This is a genomic window from Pseudomonas sp. Irchel s3h9, assembly GCF_900187475.1.
Taxonomy (GTDB): Bacteria; Pseudomonadota; Gammaproteobacteria; order Pseudomonadales; family Pseudomonadaceae; genus Aquipseudomonas; species Aquipseudomonas neuropathica.
Map to the genome: position 1 here is coordinate 52,469 of NZ_FYDH01000016.1, position 16,386 is coordinate 68,854.

The following is a 16,386-nucleotide window of genomic DNA, read 5'->3' on the forward strand; positions in this document are numbered from 1 at the left end:
GTATCAATTGGTTAATTTTGCAATAGCAGAGGAAGTTCTGTCGTGATGGGTGCAATAGCTCAAGAGGGTGCAGCGGGTATCGCCACTGCGGTCGCTGAAAGTGTTCAGTACCAGGGTCGCAAGGCCAGCCGACAGGGCAGTGAGCAGCGTCGGCAGGACATTCTCGACGCGGCGATGAGGATTGTCGTGCGCGACGGCGTGCGTGCCGTGCGTCACCGTGCAGTGGCCGCCGAGGCTGGTGTGCCGTTGTCGGCGACCACCTACTACTTCAAGGACATCGATGACCTGCTCACCGATACCTTCGCTCAATACGTTGAACGCAGCGCGGCGTACATGGCCAAGCTATGGGTCAACAATGAAGGTCTGCTGCGTGACATGGTTGTCAGCGGTGACGGCAGCCCCGAATCGCGCTCGCAACTAGCCGATGACATTGCACGGTTGATGGCCGATTACGTGCATCGTCAGTTGGTTAACCGTCGTGAGCATTTGATGGCCGAGCAGGCGTTCCGTCAGGAAGCGCTGCTCAACCCGCGTCTGGCGATTCTGGTGCGCTCGCATCAGCAGATTCTGTTGCAGGGCACCTGCCAGTTGTTCCAGGTGTTGGGCTCGCGTGAACCGCAACAGGATGCCAAGGTGTTGACGGCGATTATCGGTCGGATGGAATATCAGGGCCTGCTCAACGACGCCGAGCCTTTGGCCGAAGAGGACATGCTCGGCATTCTGACGCGCTATATGCACCTGGTGCTTGCGTCGGTCTGACCACAAGATCGTTCCCATGCTCTGCGTGGGAATGCCGCCGGGGACGCTCCGCGTCCCTTCGTCGACATGACGCAGAGCGTCAGTGGATACATTCCCACGCAGAGCGTGGGAACGATCGATCACCATGAGGGCGGCCAATGTTCATAGGGAGTATTGAATGAAAGCCTGGCGTGGCGTGCTGATCGCCTTGTCGTTCCTGCTGCTCAGTGGCTGTCTGGTGACTTTCAAGGAGCCGCTGACCGCCAGTGACCCGGCGCCCAAGGGCCTGCTCGGCAAATGGTCGAGCACCAACGCCTGGGGCGAGCCGATGAACCTTGAGTTGACGCGCCTGGGCAACGACCGCTATCAGGCTGTCACTTACTTCAAGGCCAAACCCCGCGAACGCGAAGCCTATCCCTTCACCGTGTCGCGCCATGGCAACCGCTGGTATCTGTCGGCGAAAGTCCCGGCGCAGTACGGTGGCCACTTCACCATCGCCGGCTTCGAACTCACCGACAAACACGAACTGGTGGTCTACAACCTCGATCTCGAGCAGATCAACCAGGCGATCAAACAAAAAGCCCTCGACGGTCAGGCCTTCCAGACCGACGATGGCGACGGCGTGCAAGTCGACAGTAATCTCGACAAGGTCTTTGCTTACCTCGACGATCCGGCCAATTCCGACGTCTTCGTTGAAGCCGTGCGCTACCAGCGCCAGGCCCGCGCCCAATAATTCATTACGTCAGGTTTTCTACAGGAGTTTCGGGTGGACGATTACCAGCAGACGATACGCATGTTGTCCGATCGCATTGTGCTGGCGCAGACGCCGATCCGTGTGCTCGACGCGGTCAAGTGGGACGAGAACATTCGCAAAGGGTTCCTCAAGGCCAAAGGCAAGGAAATGCCGGCGGTGGATCGCGACTATTACCTCAATCGGCCGCTGAGTTTTGATTCGAGCAAAGTCAAACTGGAATTCCAGAACATCGAGCGCGACATCACCCGCCAGCTTGGCCAGTTCAACCCGGTCGGGCAGATCATGCGGCGCATGTGCAAGGAATACCGCATGGTGGTGCGCATGCTCGAAGCGCGCGGCACCGAAGATTTCGGTCTGATCTCCCAAGAGTTGTATGGCGCCGCGTCCGATGCGTTCCACGCCGGTGACCCGACCCTGGCCGACCTCGGCCTGATGATGTCCGACTACCTGAATAACATCGATGGCCGTGGCGATTTGAAGGATGAACCGAAAATCCTCACCGCCAAAGACGCTGTGCACTTGCTGCAGACCCGTTTGAACAAGGTGTTCGGCGAGGCCGAAGAAACCATCCGCGTGTTCGAGTCCGACGGTATTGTTGCTGACGCGGCGGCCGGTGCGGACTACATCAAGATCCGCACCGACGCGATGTTCAACGACCGTGACGTGCGCGCGCTGGAAGTCCACGAAGGCCTGGTCCACGTGGGCACCACGCTCAACGGTTTGAACCAGCCGATCTGCACCTTCCTGTCCAAAGGCCCACCGTCGTCGACGGTGACCCAGGAAGGCCTGGCGATCCTGATGGAAATCATCACCTTCGCCTCCTACCCGAGCCGCCTGCGCAAACTGACCAACCGCACCCGCGCCATTCACATGGTCGAGGAGGGCGCGGACTTCCTGCAGGTTTTCGAATTCTTCCGTGAGCAGGGCTTCGAGATGGCGGAAAGTTACGGCAATGCCAGTCGGGTTTTCCGTGGATCGACGCCGACGGGGCTGCCATTCACCAAAGACTTGTCCTACCTCAAGGGCTTTATCATGGTTTACAACTACATTCAGTTGGCCGTGCGTAAGGGCAAGCTTGAGCAGATTCCGTTGTTGTTCTGCGGCAAGACCACGCTGGAAGACATGCGTACCTTGCGCCAGTTGGTGGATGAAGGATTGGTGGTGCCGCCGAAGTATCTGCCGGACCAGTTCCGCGATTTGAATGCGTTGTCGGCGTGGATGTGCTTCTCCAACTTCCTCAACCATTTGAGCCTGGACCGGATCGAAGCGGATTACTCCAATATCCTCTAGCCCACTACAGACCGATCGTTCCCACGCTCCGCGTGGGAATGCCGCCATGGACGCTCCGCGTCCACTGTGACGCAGAGCGTCACGGGATGCATTCCCACGCAGAGCGTGGGAACGATCTGAACCTGAATTTTTGCGAGGTTTCACCGGATGAGAATCCTCGGCATCATTTGCCTGCTCCTGACCCTCGGCGGTTGTAGTTCGCTGTTGTTCTACCCTGAGCCGGGCCAGATCTTCACCCCGGAAAAAGCCAAGCTCGAATACCGCACCGTCACGCTGGTCACGGCGGATGGCTTGAAGCTCAACGCCTGGTGGCTGCCGGCCAAACCCGGCGTAGAGGTCAAAGGCACCGTGCTGCACTTGCACGGCAATGGCGGCAATCTGCCGATGCACCTGGGCGGCAGTTGGTGGCTGCCGAAAAACGGCTATCAAGTGCTGCTGGTTGACTATCGCGGTTATGGCTTGTCCGAGGGCAAACCGAGCCTGCCGGCGATCTATCAGGACATCGACGCCGCATTCGCCTGGCTCGACAAGGCGCCGGAAGTCAAAGGCAAACCGCTGATCCTGCTCGGCCAAAGCCTCGGCGGTTCGATGGCGGTGCATTGGCTGGTGCAGCATCCCGAGCGGCAAAAACAGCTCAAGGCCTTGGTGCTCGACGGCGTGCCCGCCAGTTACCGCAGCGTCGGCCAGTATGCGCTGAGCACCTCGTGGCTGACCTGGCCGTTCCAGGTGCCATTGTCCTGGCTGGTGCCGGACAGCGACAGCGCGATCAACTCGATGCCGCAACTCAACGGTGTGCCGAAACTGATCTTCCACAGCATCGACGATCCACTGGTGCCGCTGTCCAACGGCATCCGTCTGTATCAAGCTGCGCCGCCACCGCGCGTGCTGCAACTGACCCGTGGCGGTCATGTGCAGACATTCGGCGACCCGGTCTGGCGCCAAGTCATGCTGCGCTATCTCGACGACCCCGAGCACTTCAACGGCCTGCGCCGCCTCGGCGAAATCCCCAATTATCCGCAACCCCCGAATTCTGAAGATGAGAGTCCGCAATGAGTGAAGAACGTAACGCCATCCCGTTGATCATCACCGGTATCTGCAGCATCCTCGGCACCGTCGGGGCGCTGTGGTACTACGGCTACCTGCACTTCGCCAAACCCGAGGATGCGTTGCTGCTCAACGAATTCACCATGCTCAAGACTGTTCCGGGTGAAGACTACAAAGTCTCGCTGGACCCGGCGGCGCAGGTGGCGCAGTGCATTGATGGGGTGCTGGTGTTGTTCGATACCGAGCAGAAAGGTCTGACCGGTGTGCTGATCAACGCACAGAAAAAAGCCGTGCGCTGCATGGGCGAAGAAACCCCGCAGAAGCTTGAGCAGTGATTCTGCAGGACCAGCCCTCACCCTAACCCTCCCGAAACGTCGGACCGCCCAGAGGGAGAGGGGACTGACCGAGGTGTCATTCGAGTTACGCCGACCTGATCCATCGTGTCGAACCAAATTCTGAACGCACCGCGAATCGGCTCCCTCTCCCTCGGGAGAGGGCTGGGGTGAGGGGCTGCGATTTCAGTCCGCACAAAAAAAACCAGCCTGATCCATCGTGTCGAACACAAATTCTGAAAGCACCACAAATCGGCTCCCTCTCCCTCGGGAGAGGGCTGGGGTGAGGGGCTGCGATTTCAGTCCCCACAAAAAAAGCCCCGCCTGATCACTCAGGCGGGGCTTTTGCATTACCGCGTGACGCTTAGTTCGAGCTAACAGCCGAACGTGGCATCACTGGCTGGTTGTCGTTGGAAATGGTTACTTCCACACGACGGTTCATCGCACGGCCAGACACGCTGCCGTTCTCGGCAACCGGGTATTCCTTGCCGTAGCCTTGGGTGACGATGCGCGCTGGATCAACGCCCATTTTCACCAGTGCGGTGCGCACGGAGTTGGCGCGACGCTCGGACAGCGACTGGTTGTGGCTGGCGGTCCCGGTGCTGTCGGTATAACCCTCGACGATCACTTTGCGATCCGGGTTTTCCTGAAGGAACTGCGCCAGTTTGTTGATGTTGACCAGACCGCTGGACTTGAGGTCGGCACGGTCGGTGGCGAACAGCACGTCACCGAAAGTCACCAGCGTACCGCGATCGGTCTGCTTGGCATTCAGGCTGTCCTGCAGCTGTTTGATCTGTTGATCACGGGCATCCAGACGCGCCTGGGCACGTTGGGCGGCGGCGTTCTTCAGATTGTTTTCAGCGGTGCGCAGGGCGATGGTCTGCTTGGCCACTTCCACACGCTGGTTGGTCAGGTAGGCCAGTTGGTCAACCTTGGCCGCGTCTTGCTTGTCCAGGTAGGCCTTGTCGGCTTTGTCCAGATAATCGCTGGCGTCTTTGGTTTCCAGCGCCGCGACTTTGCTCGCCTGTGGGTTGGCTTGCAGGCCGGCGTAGTTGGTGCGTGCCTGTTCCAGGTTCGGGTTAGGCGGGGTGGAGCAGGCAGCCAGAGCAACACTTGCGGCGAGGAGAGCGGGGATCATCAGTTGCTTACGCATAATTTGTCGTCCTTTCTATCGGTAAGAGATTCAGCTTTGCGGTCGGGATGCGCGCTTACTGCACGGTGCGCTGACTTTCCTGACGCAGTTCCTGAACACCTTTCTGGGAATCCTTCACAGCCTGTTCGGCTTTAGCGGCCTGAGCCTTGCGTTCGGCGACGCGAGCGTCCCACTCGGCTTGCTCGGACAGGATGCGAGCTTCGTCATACTTCTTGTCGTGCATGGCGATTTCGGCTTGTTTCAGTTTGTCCTGCGCTTGCTTCATCTCAACGGCAGCGAACTCGGTACCGCCAGCGCTGACGGCGCTGTTCACAGCCGACTGGGTCACGGCGTATTGCTCGGTCGGTGGGTTACCGGCGCAACCGGCCAGTACGAAGCTGGTGCCGATGGCCAGAGCCGCCAGTTTCAGACCGCGCAGGTGGGTAAACGAGGTTTGGTTTTTCATGGTCTTCAACTCCATTAGGCATCTCCTGAAAACAACTGAATCCATCCTGGTCGAGGAGCCGAAAGCGTCGTGTGAAAGGCGTTTTTGAAACGCTCGTTCCAGGCGTGGTTACAGGTTCCGACCGGAGGCGTTTTTCAAAAGTTCAGAAAAGATGGCCTATCGCCAAAATAATTTTTGACTGAATGGACAAGGCTCTGGGCCGGGAACTTTGACGGGGGAGAGTGGTACGCGCGGAGTTTTCGGATCCCGAAAACACACTGATTTTGAACTGGAATACGATCTTTGTAGGAGTGAGCCTGCTCGCGATAGCGGTGTATCAGACAACAAAAATGTCGACTGAAAATCCGCCATCGCGAGCAGGTTCACTCCTACAGTTTGATCTGTGTGGTGTCAGTGTTTTTGCTTGCCTGCTGCGGCCGAGAGGTCATGCAAATGCCGGCGCGAAAGGGCCAGAAAACGCGGCGTAGGCCCGACGTCTTCATACAACGGATCACCTTCCTCATCGGTCGCCACTACCGTCGAACCCTTCACATACGGCAGGCTCGCTTCAAACTCTTCAAGCGCCGCGCCGATCAGTTCGCCAAGCAACTCTTCGACATGACGTTTGGGGTACATCTCGGTAATCGCTCCCAGACGCGCAGCAGCTTCAACGTCCAGATGAATCGCGTAGCCAGTGTCGGTCAGGCGACCTTTGGCGTTTTCTTCCCAATGCTGGGCGAGTTCACGAATTTTCATGATGACCTCATTTCGCACCTGCTCATGGCAGGTCTGGGTGAGTGTCCGCCGGGGCCGGCGGCAAGCCGTTGTGCGGCTTACTGTTGAGACTAGCTTTCGCCCACAAGGTTTAACGTCCCTTCGTCGGCTGCTTGTAAGAAGCGTCGTAGAGCGGCACTCTCTAGGTCATGCACTCGTTTCTAAGCCGTCCGGATTACTGCTGGGGAATTGCTGATGACCGATATTGATGCACGCTTGCGCGAAGACGTTCACCTGCTCGGAGAGCTGCTGGGCAACACCATTCGAGATCAGTACGGCGAGGCTTTCCTCGACAAGATCGAGCAGATCCGCAAGGGCGCCAAGGCCGATCGGCGTGGTTCGATGGACGCCGAACTGAGCGCCAGCCTCAATCAATTGAGCGAAGACGAATTGCTCCCCGTGGCGCGCGCGTTCAACCAGTTTCTCAACCTGGCGAACATCGCCGAGCAGTATCAGTTGATTCATCGTCGCGAGGAGTCGCAGCCGGCGCCGTTCGAATCCCGCGTGCTGCCGGAATTGCTCGCGCGTTTGCGCAACGAAGGCCACAGTGCCGAATCGCTGGCGCGGCAACTGGCGCGGCTGGAAATCGAACTGGTGTTGACCGCGCACCCCACGGAAGTGGCGCGGCGCACGCTGATCCAGAAATACGACGCGATCGCCGCGCAACTCGCCGCGCAGGACCATCGCGACCTGACCACAGCCGAACGCGAACAGATTCAAAACACCCTGCAGCGGCTCATTGCCGAAGCCTGGCACACCGAAGAAATCCGCCGCACGCGCCCCACGCCAGTCGATGAAGCCAAATGGGGTTTCGCGGTGATCGAGCATTCGCTGTGGCAGGCGATTCCCAACCATATGCGCAAGGCCGACAAGGCGTTGTATGAAGCGACCGGCCTGCGTCTGCCATTGGAAGCCGCGCCGATTCGCTTCGCGTCATGGATGGGCGGCGACCGTGATGGTAACCCCAACGTTACCGCTGCGGTGACTCGCGAAGTGTTGCTGTTGGCGCGCTGGATGGCCGCCGATTTGTACCTGCGTGATGTCGATCATTTGGCAGCCGAACTGTCGATGCAACAAGCCAGCGACGCCCTCAAAGCCAAGGCCGGCGACAGCGCCGAACCGTATCGTGCGGTGCTCAAACAACTGCGCGAACGCCTGCGCGCCACGCGCAATTGGGCACACGCTGCGCTGACTGCACCGACGCCAGCGCCGGCAGACGTGCTGCACAACAACCGCGATCTGCTCGATCCGCTGGAGCTGTGCTTCAACTCGCTGCACGAGTGCGGCATGGGCGTGATCGCTGATGGTCCGTTGCTCGACTGCCTGCGTCGGGCGGTGACCTTCGGCTTGTTCCTTGTGCGTCTGGATGTGCGCCAGGACTCGTCGCGCCACAGCTCGGCGATGACTGAAATCACCGATTACCTCGGCCTCGGTCGCTACGAAGATTGGGACGAAGAGCAGCGCATCAGCTTCCTGACCCGCGAACTGAGCAATCGTCGGCCACTGCTGCCAGCGCATTTCAAACCGTCCGCTGACACCGCCGAAGTGCTCAACACCTGCAAGGAAATCGCTGCCGCACCGGGCGCCTCGCTCGGTTCCTACGTGATCTCCATGGCCGGCGCTGCTTCTGATGTGCTCGCCGTGCAACTGCTGCTCAAAGAGTCTGGCGTGCTGCGGCCAATGCGCGTGGTGCCGCTGTTCGAAACCCTCGCTGACCTCGACAACGCCGGGCCGGTGATGGAGCGGCTGTTGCTGCTGCCGGGTTACCGTGCACGGCTGCAAGGCCCGCAGGAAGTGATGATCGGTTATTCCGACTCGGCCAAGGATGCTGGCACCACGGCAGCGGCCTGGGCGCAATATCGCGCGCAGGAACGCTTGGTGGAAATCTGCCGCGAGCAACAAGTCGAACTGCTGCTGTTCCACGGTCGCGGCGGCACCGTGGGCCGGGGCGGTGGCCCGGCGCATGCGGCGATTCTGTCGCAACCGCCGGGCTCGGTGGCCGGGCGTTTCCGCACCACCGAGCAGGGGGAAATGATTCGATTCAAATTCGGCCTGCCGGACATCGCCGAGCAAAACCTCAATCTGTATCTAGCGGCGGTGCTTGAAGCAACGCTGCTGCCTCCGCCGCCGCCGACACCAGAGTGGCGTCACTTGATGGACGAATTGGCCGCCGATGGCGTCAGCGCTTATCGCCAGGTCGTGCGGGAAAATCCGCAATTCGTCGAGTACTTCCGTCAGTCCACGCCAGAGCAGGAGTTGGGTCGCTTGCCACTGGGCAGTCGTCCGGCCAAACGCCGCGCCGGCGGGATCGAAAGTCTGCGGGCGATTCCGTGGATCTTCGGCTGGACGCAAACGCGGCTGATGCTGCCGGCGTGGCTGGGGTGGGAGTCGGCGCTGAGCAAGGCGCTGGAGCGCGGTGAGGGCGAGTTGCTCGGGCAGATGCGCGAACAATGGCCGTTCTTCCGTACGCGTATCGACATGCTGGAAATGGTCCTGGCCAAGGCTGATGCGGATATTGCGCTGTCCTACGATCAGCGTCTGGTCGAGCCTGATCTGCTGCCGTTGGGCGCGCAGTTACGCGACCTATTGTCGCAGGCGTGCGCGGTGGTGCTCGGCCTGACTGGCCAGTCGCAGCTGCTGGCACATAGCCCTGACACCCTTGAATTTATCCGTCTGCGCAACACCTACCTCGACCCGCTGCATCTATTGCAGGCCGAACTGCTGGCCCGTTCGCGGCAGCAGGATGTCGAGCAGGGCAGCCCGGTGGAACAGGCGTTGCTGGTGTCTGTGGCGGGGATTGCCGCTGGTTTGCGAAATACCGGCTAAGGTTTTTGTCGGGGGCGCGGTAGCCGAACGAAGACTTGGCTGTCGCGTCGCCTGACCGGCGAAAGTGCCGTCAGGCGACAGTTAATGATGGGGTTGCGACTTGGGTGACCGCGTCGCGAGGTCGCGGGGGACGTCGGTTTCTCCGACTTTTGGCGTCTTGTGTGGGCGCAGCCTGCTGTGTATCTTGATCAGCCTTTGGCCGTCTATGCGGCCACGACCCGTATTTTCAGGATCCGTCCCAAGAGGCGAATCCTTTGTTTTGTAAAAGCTTTTTATAAAAAAATTGAGGAGCACATCTAATGCGCGTCATTCTGCTGGGAGCTCCCGGGGCCGGTAAAGGTACTCAGGCTAAGTTCATCACCGAAAAATTCGGCATTCCACAAATTTCCACCGGCGACATGCTGCGTGCAGCGGTCAAGGCCGGTACTCCACTGGGCGTTCAAGCCAAGAGCATTATGGATGCCGGCGGCCTGGTGTCGGATGACCTGATCATCGCACTGGTTCAGGACCGCATCGCTCAGCCAGACTGCGCCAACGGATTCCTGTTCGACGGCTTCCCGCGCACCATTCCGCAGGCTGAAGCTCTGGTTTCTGCCGGCGTTGAGCTGGATGCAGTGGTTGAAATCGCTGTTGAAGACGAAGAAATCGTTCAACGCATCGCCGGCCGTCGTGTTCACGAAGCCAGCGGCCGCGTTTACCACATCGTCTACAACCCGCCAAAAATCGCGGGCAAAGATGACATCACCGGCGAAGAGCTGGTACAGCGCAAGGACGACACTGAAGAAACCGTGCGTCATCGCCTGTCGGTCTACCATTCGCAGACCAAGCCTTTGGTGGAGTTCTATCAGAGCCTGTCCGCCAAAAACGCTGGCAAGCCCAAGTACAGCCACATTCCGGGCGTTGGTTCGGTTGATGCGATCACCGCCAAGGTGCTGGCAGCGCTGAGCTGAAAAGTCTGATCGGCTGCATCATCCACGGCCCGCTTGCGGGCCGTAGTTGTTTATACTGACGCCCTTTTTCCCACACCTGTTTTGGAAACATCGATGAGCACCTTGCTGGCCCTGGACACCGCGACTGAAGCTTGCTCCGTTGCCTTGCTGCATGACGGCAAGGTCACGAGCCATTACGAGGTGATCCCGCGCCTGCACGCGCAGAAACTGCTGCCGATGATCCAGCAACTTCTGGCCGACGCTGGCACCACGTTGCAAGCGGTCGATGCGATCGCTTTCGGTCGTGGGCCTGGCGCGTTCACTGGCGTGCGGATCGCCATTGGTGTGGTGCAGGGGCTGGCGTTCGCGCTGGATCGCCCGGTGCTGCCGGTGTCCAACCTTGCAGTATTGGCCCAGCGTGCGCTGCGCGAGCATGGCGTGAGCCAGGTCGCGGCGGCCATCGATGCGCGGATGGATGAAGTGTATTGGGGCTGCTACCGCGAGACGGCGGGGGAGATGCGTCTGGTCGGTGCCGAAGCGGTGTTGCCACCAGAAGTTGCTGCGCTGCCGGCCGATGCCAGTGGCGACTGGTTCGGTGCTGGCACCGGTTGGGGTTATGCCGAGCGCATCGCGGTCAATCTGACAGGCTCCGACGCCGGCATGCTGCCCCACGCCGAAGACTTGCTGACCTTGGCGCGCTTCGCTTGGGAGCGCGGCGAATCGATTCCGGCGGATGACGCGCAACCGGTTTACCTGCGCGACAAAGTCGCCACCCCCAAGGCTCGTTGATTCACCACAAACCCTGTGGGAGCGAGCCTGCTCGCGAAGGCGTCCGGCAAGTCAATATCAATGTTGAATGTGCTGGACTCTTCGCGAGCAAGCTCACTCCCACAGGGAATTGTGCTTCCTCCAAATTGGCCAATCGTCAGTTTCTAACCCCTCGCTTTAAACCTTTTGCGCTTTATGTGTTCTAGTTATCACTCGGCAGTTTGCTAAGTCGGTCAAGTGCCGCTAAATTGCCATCATTGATACCGAGCATGAAATTATGCGTATAGACGGCCTTTCCTCTCAGTCCTACCCCATCAAGCGCAAGCCTCGCAAAGGCCATGTGATCGTGGATGAGTCCGTCGATGACATCGACGGTGAGCTGGAATTTCCGACTGAAGAGCAACTGGCTGCCCGTGCTGCCGCCAAAGCCGCCGCGCAACGCCTGAGCAATCTGCCCGCCCGCCAACAAGACATGATTTACCACCGCGCCATGAGCAAAAGCGTAGCGATGGCCCTCGCCAGCTACCTGAGCACCGCCGGTTTTGTCGATTGGGATGCAGACGTGCTGGGCCTCGATCTGTATATCTGATGGATCTGCCTTACTACCTCGGTTGTCCGTCCTGGAGCGAAAACGCCTGGCGCGAGTATCTGTACCCGGTAGACGCCAAAACCTCCGATTTCCTCGGTCTCTATTCCCAAGTGTTCAACGCCGTTGAAGGCAACACGACCTTCTACGCCAGCCCGTCGCCCGCCACGGTGCAGCGTTGGGCCGAGGTCATGCCCGAGCACTTTCGCTTCACCGCCAAATTCCCCGGCGACATCAGCCACAGCGGTGACCTGCGCGAGCAACTGACCGCCGCCGAAACATTTCTGCAATTACTCAAACCCCTCGGTGAGCGCGTCTCGCCGATGTGGCTGCAATTGTCGAAAAGCTTCACGCCGCATCGCCTGCCGGAATTGGCGGCGTTTATTGATGCGCTAGATTGCCCGTTGGCGGTGGAAGTGCGCCATGAACAGTTCTTCGCCAAGGGCGAGAGTGAACGTCTGCTCAATCGCCTGCTGCTGGATCGTGGCGTTGAGCGCATCTGCCTCGACCCGCGTGCGCTGTTCAGTTGCCTGTCGACTGAATCTTCGGTAATCCACGCGCAATCGAAAAAGCCACGCGTGCCGACGCGCCCGGCGGCGTTCACCCAGTTCCCGCAAGTGCGCTTCATTGGCCATCCGGAACTGAAAGCCAACGACCCGTTCCTAGTGCCGTGGGTGGCGAAAATCGCCGAGTGGATCGAAGAGGGCCGCACGCCTTACATCTTCCTGCACACCGCCGATAACCTGCTGGCGGCGAAGCTGGCGCAACGTTTTCACGCACAACTGATGCAACGTTTGCCTGGCCTGCCAGCGCTGCCTGCGCTATACAGAGAACCCGCCGCGGAGCAACTTGGCCTGCTCTGAAGCGGATTTTTTTCTGCCCAGGAGCCTGCCGATGGATGCCCAAGCCCGTAAAGCCCACGCCTTCAAAGCCCTGCATGAACAATCGGGGGTTTTCGTGATTCCCAATCCATGGGATGCGGGGTCGGCAAAAATGCTCGCCAGTCTCGGCTATCAGGCCTTGGCGACCACCAGTGCCGGTTATGCGTTTTCCCAAGGCAAGGCCGACGGCGTGTTAAGCCTTGATGAGACCTTGGCCAATGTCCGCGCGATTGTCGCCGCCACCGATTTGCCGGTAGCGGTGGATCTGGAAAACGGTTTCGCCGATGACCCGGCTGAATGCGCCAAGAGTCTGCTGCGTGCTGCCGAGGCCGGCGCTGTTGGTGGTTCGATCGAAGACGCCACGGGCCGCGCGGATGCGCCAATCTATTGCTTCGAACACGCTGTGGCGCGCATCGAAGCCGCTGTCGCTGCGGTGCGCACGCTACCCTTTCCCTTCATCCTCACCGCGCGGGCGGAAAACTACCTGCACGGTCATCCCGATCTCAACGACACCATTCGCCGCCTGCAGGCCTTCGCCGAGGCAGGGGCCGACGTGTTGTATGCGCCAGGTTTGCGCAACGCCGAAGAAGTGCTGGCAGTGGTGCGTGCAGTGGCGCCAAAACCGGTCAATGTGCTGATGTCCGGCGGTTTGAAACTGACCGTGCAGGAGCTGCAAGAAATGGGCGTGCGGCGCATCAGTACCGGTTCGGCACTGGCGTTGGCGGCGTTCGGCGAATTCTTCCGTGCCGCTGAAGAAATCCAGCAATCCGGCACTTTCGGGTTTACCTCGCAGTCGATGCCGTACGCCAAAGCCAATCAATTCTTCAAAGGCTGAGCATGGGGCGGTGGATCGCACTGACCGTGTTGCTGATCACTGGCGGCGCGTTGATCAGTGTGTGGCGCGGTTGGCTGGACGTGCCGCCGTCATGGAATCCATGGGCGCCACTGGATGTAAAAGCCGCGCCCAACTGGCTGACCGGCTACAAGCTGATGCGTTTGCGCAGTGATCCTGAACTCTGTGCCCAGGCGTTGAACAGCTCTGATCTGCGGGTCATGCGGCAAGCCGACAGTCCCGACGCCAAGTGCCCGCTGATCGGTGCCTTGCGCGTACAGGGCGGTGAGGTGGCGTTGAGCAGCAGTTTCCTCGCCAGTTGTCCGCTGGCGGTGGCCTACGCGATGTTTGAACAGCACACGCTGCGACCTGCTGCACAATCCGTTTACGGGCAAAAGGTCGCGCGGATTGATCACCTCGGCAGCTTCGCCTGTCGTAATGTCTACAACCGCGAAAGCGGCGCGCTCAGTCGCCACGCCAGTGCCGATGCGCTGGATATTGCCGGTTTTCGTCTGGCCGATGGTCGCAGCATCAGCGTGCTCAAGGACTGGCCGAAGCAAAATCAGGACGCGCAGTTTCTGCGTCAGGTGCGCGATGGCGCCTGCGAGGCGTTCAGTGTTGTCTTGGGGCCGGATTACAACACCGCCCACCGCAATCACTTTCATGTCGATGTCGGACGCTGGAGCGTGTGTCGCTGAGGCTTAGGCGGCGAGGCGCAGGTTCTGCAGAACGATCGGGCGCGCCCAACCGTTATCAAAGTCCAGTGCTTTCTGTTGCTCGACGATTTCTTCCGGCGGGAACGGCGGGTAAGGCTTCTGCAGCAGATCCAGATCGAACTCGGCAATCGGCAGGTAAAGCGGTTTCTTCTGCGGGGCCGGGCCAGGCTCTGGAACGGGCTGACCATTGTTGATCACCACCGGGCGAACCCAACTGCTGTCGAAATCCTGCTGCGCCTGCTGAGCTTGCAGTTCTTCTGGCGGGAATGGCGGGAACGGCTTGTCCAGCAGTTCCATTTCGAATTCAGCGATTGGCAGGAACAGCGGCTCTGGGGGGCGCACTTCGGTTTCCACCACATCGCACTCGCGCTGGCTGACGATGTGCGCGTGCAGCTCGCTGCCGATGGTCGGTTCTTCCGGGCTGCTCAGGTCAACCGGCGGAAATGTACCGCAGGCAGGCACCACTTCACTCGTCTGTTCGGCCATCGCTTGGGCAAAGAAATCCTGCCACAGGTGACTGACGCCGCTCAGTGCTTGAGTGTTGTGACGGCTAAAGTCGCCATGGGGCGAGATGTAGCCAATCGATGTGGGAAGAATGCCTGACATTTTTTTCGGTTGACGCTCAGCTCTGGCAAAATGCGCGTTGAATGAATTATCGGCGGTATTTGCCGATCCTTGAATTTTTGAGCGTGTTTTCCATGATCGAGCAACCCGCGGCCTGCCGCATCCATGTCCAGGCCCTCGGCCCGACGTTTGAAGCGCAAGCCGAGCAGTGGGCCGAACGCCTTGGTCTGCCGCGTGACGTGCCGGACGGCGAGTTCGCCTTGCAGGTCGGCGAGCAGGGTTTGCAACTGCAACAGCTCGGCCCGGACGCACCTGGGCCGGTGCGGGTCGACTTTGTTGAGGGCGGCGCTGCGCATCGTCGGCTATACGGCGGCGGCAGCGGGCAGATGATCGCCAAGGCTGTCGGCATCGCCCAAGGCGTGCGCCCGCGCGTGCTGGATGCCACGGCAGGATTGGGCAAGGATGCGTTTGTGCTGGCGAGCCTCGGTTGCGAGATGAGCCTGATCGAGCGCCAGCCGCTGATCGGCGCGCTGCTGGAGGATGGCCTGGCGCGGGGCGCAGAAGATTTCGATGTCGCGCCGATCGTGGCGCGGATGAAATTGCTCAAGGGCAACTCCATTGAAGTCATGCAGAACTGGGAGGGTGAGGCGCCGCAGGTGATCTACCTCGACCCGATGTTTCCGCACCGAGAGAAGACCGCGCTGGTGAAAAAGGAGATGCGTCTGTTCCGGCCGCTGGTGGGCGATGATCCGGATGCGCCGGCGTTGCTCGAAGCCGCGTTGGCACTGGCGACGCACCGGGTGGTGGTCAAGCGACCGCGCAAGGCGCCGTGCATTGCGGGGCCGAAGCCGAGTCATGCGCTGGATGGCAAATCGAGCCGCTATGACATTTATCCGAAGAAAGCGCTCAAGGCTTGATACCGAGTCGCGCTCATCGCTGGCAAGCCAGCTCCCACAGGGTTTGGTGGTGTGTACACGATTTGTAATCAAACCCAAATCCTTGTGGGAGCTGGCTTGCCAGCGATGGCGTCAGTGCCGACACCGCAGAAATCAGGCTTTGTACGCCCGCATAAACAACCCCACCACTTCCTGCACATGGCTTTCCGCTGCCTCTTCAGTCAACGGCTCCCCACAGCCATACAACAGCCGAAAATTCCCCGCACCCTTGATCAGGCAAAAGAAATGCTCGGCGGCATTGCGCGGCAGATCAATGCTCAGCGCGCCGGTCTCGTGGATGCGCGTCAACAGCCGTTCCATGCCCTGCACCATGCGCTGCGGACCCGCCTCGAAGAAGATCAGCGACAGCTTCGGATCCTGACTGCCGAGCGCCATGATCAAACGGTGCAGATTCACCGATTCATCGCTGTTGATCAGGTGATGAAAGCCTCGCGCAATGTTCAGCAACACATTTTCCACGGCGATGCCTTCGGGCAATTCGAAGAACAGCGGCGGTAATTGCTCCTCGCATTTGGCCACCACGGCAGCGGAGAACAGCGTCTCCTTGTCGTTGAAATGGCTGTAGACCGTCAGCTTCGACACGCCGGCCTCGCTTGCGACCGCGTCCATGCTGGTGTTGGCGTAGCCATGACTCAGAAACAGAATTTTCGCCGCGTCGAGGATCGCTTGGCGCTTGGCCAGATCCTTGGGGCGGCCCGGGCCGTTTGGAGCTGAAAGATTGTTCGACATTCTTCGCTTTTAATACTGGACTGGTGAGTTTGCTATTAATAACATACCCGCCAGTATAATTATTCCAAGCACCATTAGCGAAAGGTCCGT

Annotated in this window: 18 protein-coding genes; 13 read left to right on the top strand and 5 right to left on the bottom strand. The window is 59.8% G+C overall.

The window, feature by feature from the left end; genetic code table 11:
- Positions 1 to 45 precede the first annotated feature (45 nt).
- The 5 genes from CKW26_RS23685 to CKW26_RS23710 all read left to right on the top strand — a co-directional run bounded on the left by CKW26_RS23685 (position 46) and on the right by CKW26_RS23710 (position 4,161).
- A complete protein-coding gene (locus CKW26_RS23685; protein ID WP_095050372.1) occupies positions 46 to 759 on the top strand; it encodes a TetR/AcrR family transcriptional regulator in 714 nt (237 codons plus the stop codon).
- Between the two features lie 157 nt (positions 760 to 916).
- A complete protein-coding gene (locus CKW26_RS23690; protein ID WP_095050373.1) occupies positions 917 to 1,471 on the top strand; it encodes a hypothetical protein in 555 nt (184 codons plus the stop codon).
- Positions 1,472 to 1,531: 60 nt separating this feature from the next.
- Positions 1,532 to 2,782, top strand: a complete 1,251-nt coding sequence (locus tag CKW26_RS23695) for a flavohemoglobin expression-modulating QEGLA motif protein (RefSeq protein ID WP_175559644.1) — start codon at positions 1,532 to 1,534, stop codon at positions 2,780 to 2,782.
- 147 nt (positions 2,783 to 2,929) lie between these two features.
- On the top strand, positions 2,930 to 3,835 hold the full coding sequence (locus tag CKW26_RS23705) for an alpha/beta hydrolase (RefSeq protein ID WP_095050375.1): 906 nt from the start codon (positions 2,930 to 2,932) through the stop codon (positions 3,833 to 3,835).
- On the top strand, positions 3,832 to 4,161 hold the full coding sequence (locus tag CKW26_RS23710) for a hypothetical protein (protein ID WP_095050376.1): 330 nt from the start codon (positions 3,832 to 3,834) through the stop codon (positions 4,159 to 4,161). The genes CKW26_RS23705 and CKW26_RS23710 overlap by 4 nt, the downstream gene beginning before the upstream one ends.
- Before the next feature lie 361 nt (positions 4,162 to 4,522).
- Here CKW26_RS23710 and CKW26_RS23715 read toward each other — a convergent pair whose 3' ends face one another.
- From CKW26_RS23715 to CKW26_RS23725, 3 genes are all read right to left on the bottom strand, one after another.
- Positions 4,523 to 5,311, bottom strand: a complete 789-nt coding sequence (locus CKW26_RS23715) for an OmpA family protein (RefSeq protein ID WP_038357819.1) — start codon at positions 5,309 to 5,311, stop codon at positions 4,523 to 4,525.
- Between the two features lie 55 nt (positions 5,312 to 5,366).
- Positions 5,367 to 5,771: a DUF4398 domain-containing protein gene (locus tag CKW26_RS23720; protein WP_093436697.1), complete on the bottom strand. Its 405-nt coding sequence runs from the start codon at positions 5,769 to 5,771 to the stop codon at positions 5,367 to 5,369.
- Positions 5,772 to 6,146: 375 nt separating this feature from the next.
- Entirely contained in the window at positions 6,147 to 6,491 is a 345-nt protein-coding gene (locus tag CKW26_RS23725) for a pilin assembly protein (RefSeq protein WP_095050377.1), read from the bottom strand.
- Between the two features lie 213 nt (positions 6,492 to 6,704).
- Between CKW26_RS23725 and ppc the strand changes: the two genes are divergently transcribed.
- From ppc to CKW26_RS23760, 7 genes are all read left to right on the top strand, one after another.
- Positions 6,705 to 9,335 carry a phosphoenolpyruvate carboxylase gene (gene ppc / locus CKW26_RS23730; RefSeq protein ID WP_095050378.1) on the top strand — a complete coding sequence of 877 codons (2,631 nt, stop codon included), beginning with the start codon at positions 6,705 to 6,707 and terminating at the stop codon, positions 9,333 to 9,335.
- Between the two features lie 299 nt (positions 9,336 to 9,634).
- Positions 9,635 to 10,285, top strand: coding sequence for an adenylate kinase (gene adk / locus CKW26_RS23735; RefSeq protein ID WP_095050379.1), 651 nt, complete (start codon positions 9,635 to 9,637; stop codon positions 10,283 to 10,285).
- 93 nt (positions 10,286 to 10,378) lie between these two features.
- On the top strand, positions 10,379 to 11,053 hold the full coding sequence (tsaB, locus tag CKW26_RS23740; protein WP_095050380.1) for a tRNA (adenosine(37)-N6)-threonylcarbamoyltransferase complex dimerization subunit type 1 TsaB: 675 nt from the start codon (positions 10,379 to 10,381) through the stop codon (positions 11,051 to 11,053).
- Between the two features lie 256 nt (positions 11,054 to 11,309).
- A complete protein-coding gene (locus tag CKW26_RS23745) occupies positions 11,310 to 11,621 on the top strand; it encodes a hypothetical protein (RefSeq protein ID WP_095050381.1) in 312 nt (103 codons plus the stop codon).
- The gene (locus CKW26_RS23750) at positions 11,621 to 12,481 is read left to right on the top strand and encodes a DUF72 domain-containing protein (protein WP_095050382.1); all 861 of its coding nucleotides are present in this window, start codon (positions 11,621 to 11,623) and stop codon (positions 12,479 to 12,481) included. The genes CKW26_RS23745 and CKW26_RS23750 overlap by 1 nt, the downstream gene beginning before the upstream one ends.
- Positions 12,482 to 12,512: 31 nt before the next feature.
- Positions 12,513 to 13,334, top strand: coding sequence for an oxaloacetate decarboxylase (locus CKW26_RS23755; RefSeq protein ID WP_095050383.1), 822 nt, complete (start codon positions 12,513 to 12,515; stop codon positions 13,332 to 13,334).
- A 2-nt stretch (positions 13,335 to 13,336) separates the two neighbouring features.
- Positions 13,337 to 14,029 carry an extensin family protein gene (locus CKW26_RS23760; protein WP_095050384.1) on the top strand — a complete coding sequence of 231 codons (693 nt, stop codon included), beginning with the start codon at positions 13,337 to 13,339 and terminating at the stop codon, positions 14,027 to 14,029.
- A gap of 3 nt (positions 14,030 to 14,032) precedes the next feature.
- Here CKW26_RS23760 and CKW26_RS23765 read toward each other — a convergent pair whose 3' ends face one another.
- On the bottom strand, positions 14,033 to 14,653 hold the full coding sequence (locus CKW26_RS23765) for an energy transducer TonB (protein WP_093436665.1): 621 nt from the start codon (positions 14,651 to 14,653) through the stop codon (positions 14,033 to 14,035).
- Positions 14,654 to 14,745: 92 nt separating this feature from the next.
- Between CKW26_RS23765 and CKW26_RS23770 the strand changes: the two genes are divergently transcribed.
- Entirely contained in the window at positions 14,746 to 15,528 is a 783-nt protein-coding gene (locus tag CKW26_RS23770) for a class I SAM-dependent methyltransferase (RefSeq protein WP_095050449.1), read from the top strand.
- Positions 15,529 to 15,660: 132 nt separating this feature from the next.
- On the opposite strand, the gene CKW26_RS23775 is transcribed toward CKW26_RS23770, so the two are convergent.
- Positions 15,661 to 16,296 carry a TetR/AcrR family transcriptional regulator gene (locus CKW26_RS23775; RefSeq protein WP_007908881.1) on the bottom strand — a complete coding sequence of 212 codons (636 nt, stop codon included), beginning with the start codon at positions 16,294 to 16,296 and terminating at the stop codon, positions 15,661 to 15,663.
- Positions 16,297 to 16,386 lie beyond the last annotated feature (90 nt).

Coding starts and splice junctions, on each gene's coding strand:
- CKW26_RS23685 (WP_095050372.1), top strand. CDS start 46: ATGGGTGCAATAGCTCAAGAGGGTGCAGCGGGTATCGCCACTGCGGTC.
- CKW26_RS23690 (WP_095050373.1), top strand. CDS start 917: ATGAAAGCCTGGCGTGGCGTGCTGATCGCCTTGTCGTTCCTGCTGCTC.
- CKW26_RS23695 (WP_175559644.1), top strand. CDS start 1,532: ATGTTGTCCGATCGCATTGTGCTGGCGCAGACGCCGATCCGTGTGCTC.
- CKW26_RS23705 (WP_095050375.1), top strand. CDS start 2,930: ATGAGAATCCTCGGCATCATTTGCCTGCTCCTGACCCTCGGCGGTTGT.
- CKW26_RS23710 (WP_095050376.1), top strand. CDS start 3,832: ATGAGTGAAGAACGTAACGCCATCCCGTTGATCATCACCGGTATCTGC.
- CKW26_RS23715 (WP_038357819.1), bottom strand. CDS start 5,311: ATGCGTAAGCAACTGATGATCCCCGCTCTCCTCGCCGCAAGTGTTGCT.
- CKW26_RS23720 (WP_093436697.1), bottom strand. CDS start 5,771: ATGGAGTTGAAGACCATGAAAAACCAAACCTCGTTTACCCACCTGCGC.
- CKW26_RS23725 (WP_095050377.1), bottom strand. CDS start 6,491: ATGAAAATTCGTGAACTCGCCCAGCATTGGGAAGAAAACGCCAAAGGT.
- ppc (WP_095050378.1), top strand. CDS start 6,705: ATGACCGATATTGATGCACGCTTGCGCGAAGACGTTCACCTGCTCGGA.
- adk (WP_095050379.1), top strand. CDS start 9,635: ATGCGCGTCATTCTGCTGGGAGCTCCCGGGGCCGGTAAAGGTACTCAG.
- tsaB (WP_095050380.1), top strand. CDS start 10,379: ATGAGCACCTTGCTGGCCCTGGACACCGCGACTGAAGCTTGCTCCGTT.
- CKW26_RS23745 (WP_095050381.1), top strand. CDS start 11,310: ATGCGTATAGACGGCCTTTCCTCTCAGTCCTACCCCATCAAGCGCAAG.
- CKW26_RS23750 (WP_095050382.1), top strand. CDS start 11,621: ATGGATCTGCCTTACTACCTCGGTTGTCCGTCCTGGAGCGAAAACGCC.
- CKW26_RS23755 (WP_095050383.1), top strand. CDS start 12,513: ATGGATGCCCAAGCCCGTAAAGCCCACGCCTTCAAAGCCCTGCATGAA.
- CKW26_RS23760 (WP_095050384.1), top strand. CDS start 13,337: ATGGGGCGGTGGATCGCACTGACCGTGTTGCTGATCACTGGCGGCGCG.
- CKW26_RS23765 (WP_093436665.1), bottom strand. CDS start 14,653: ATGTCAGGCATTCTTCCCACATCGATTGGCTACATCTCGCCCCATGGC.
- CKW26_RS23770 (WP_095050449.1), top strand. CDS start 14,746: ATGATCGAGCAACCCGCGGCCTGCCGCATCCATGTCCAGGCCCTCGGC.
- CKW26_RS23775 (WP_007908881.1), bottom strand. CDS start 16,296: ATGTCGAACAATCTTTCAGCTCCAAACGGCCCGGGCCGCCCCAAGGAT.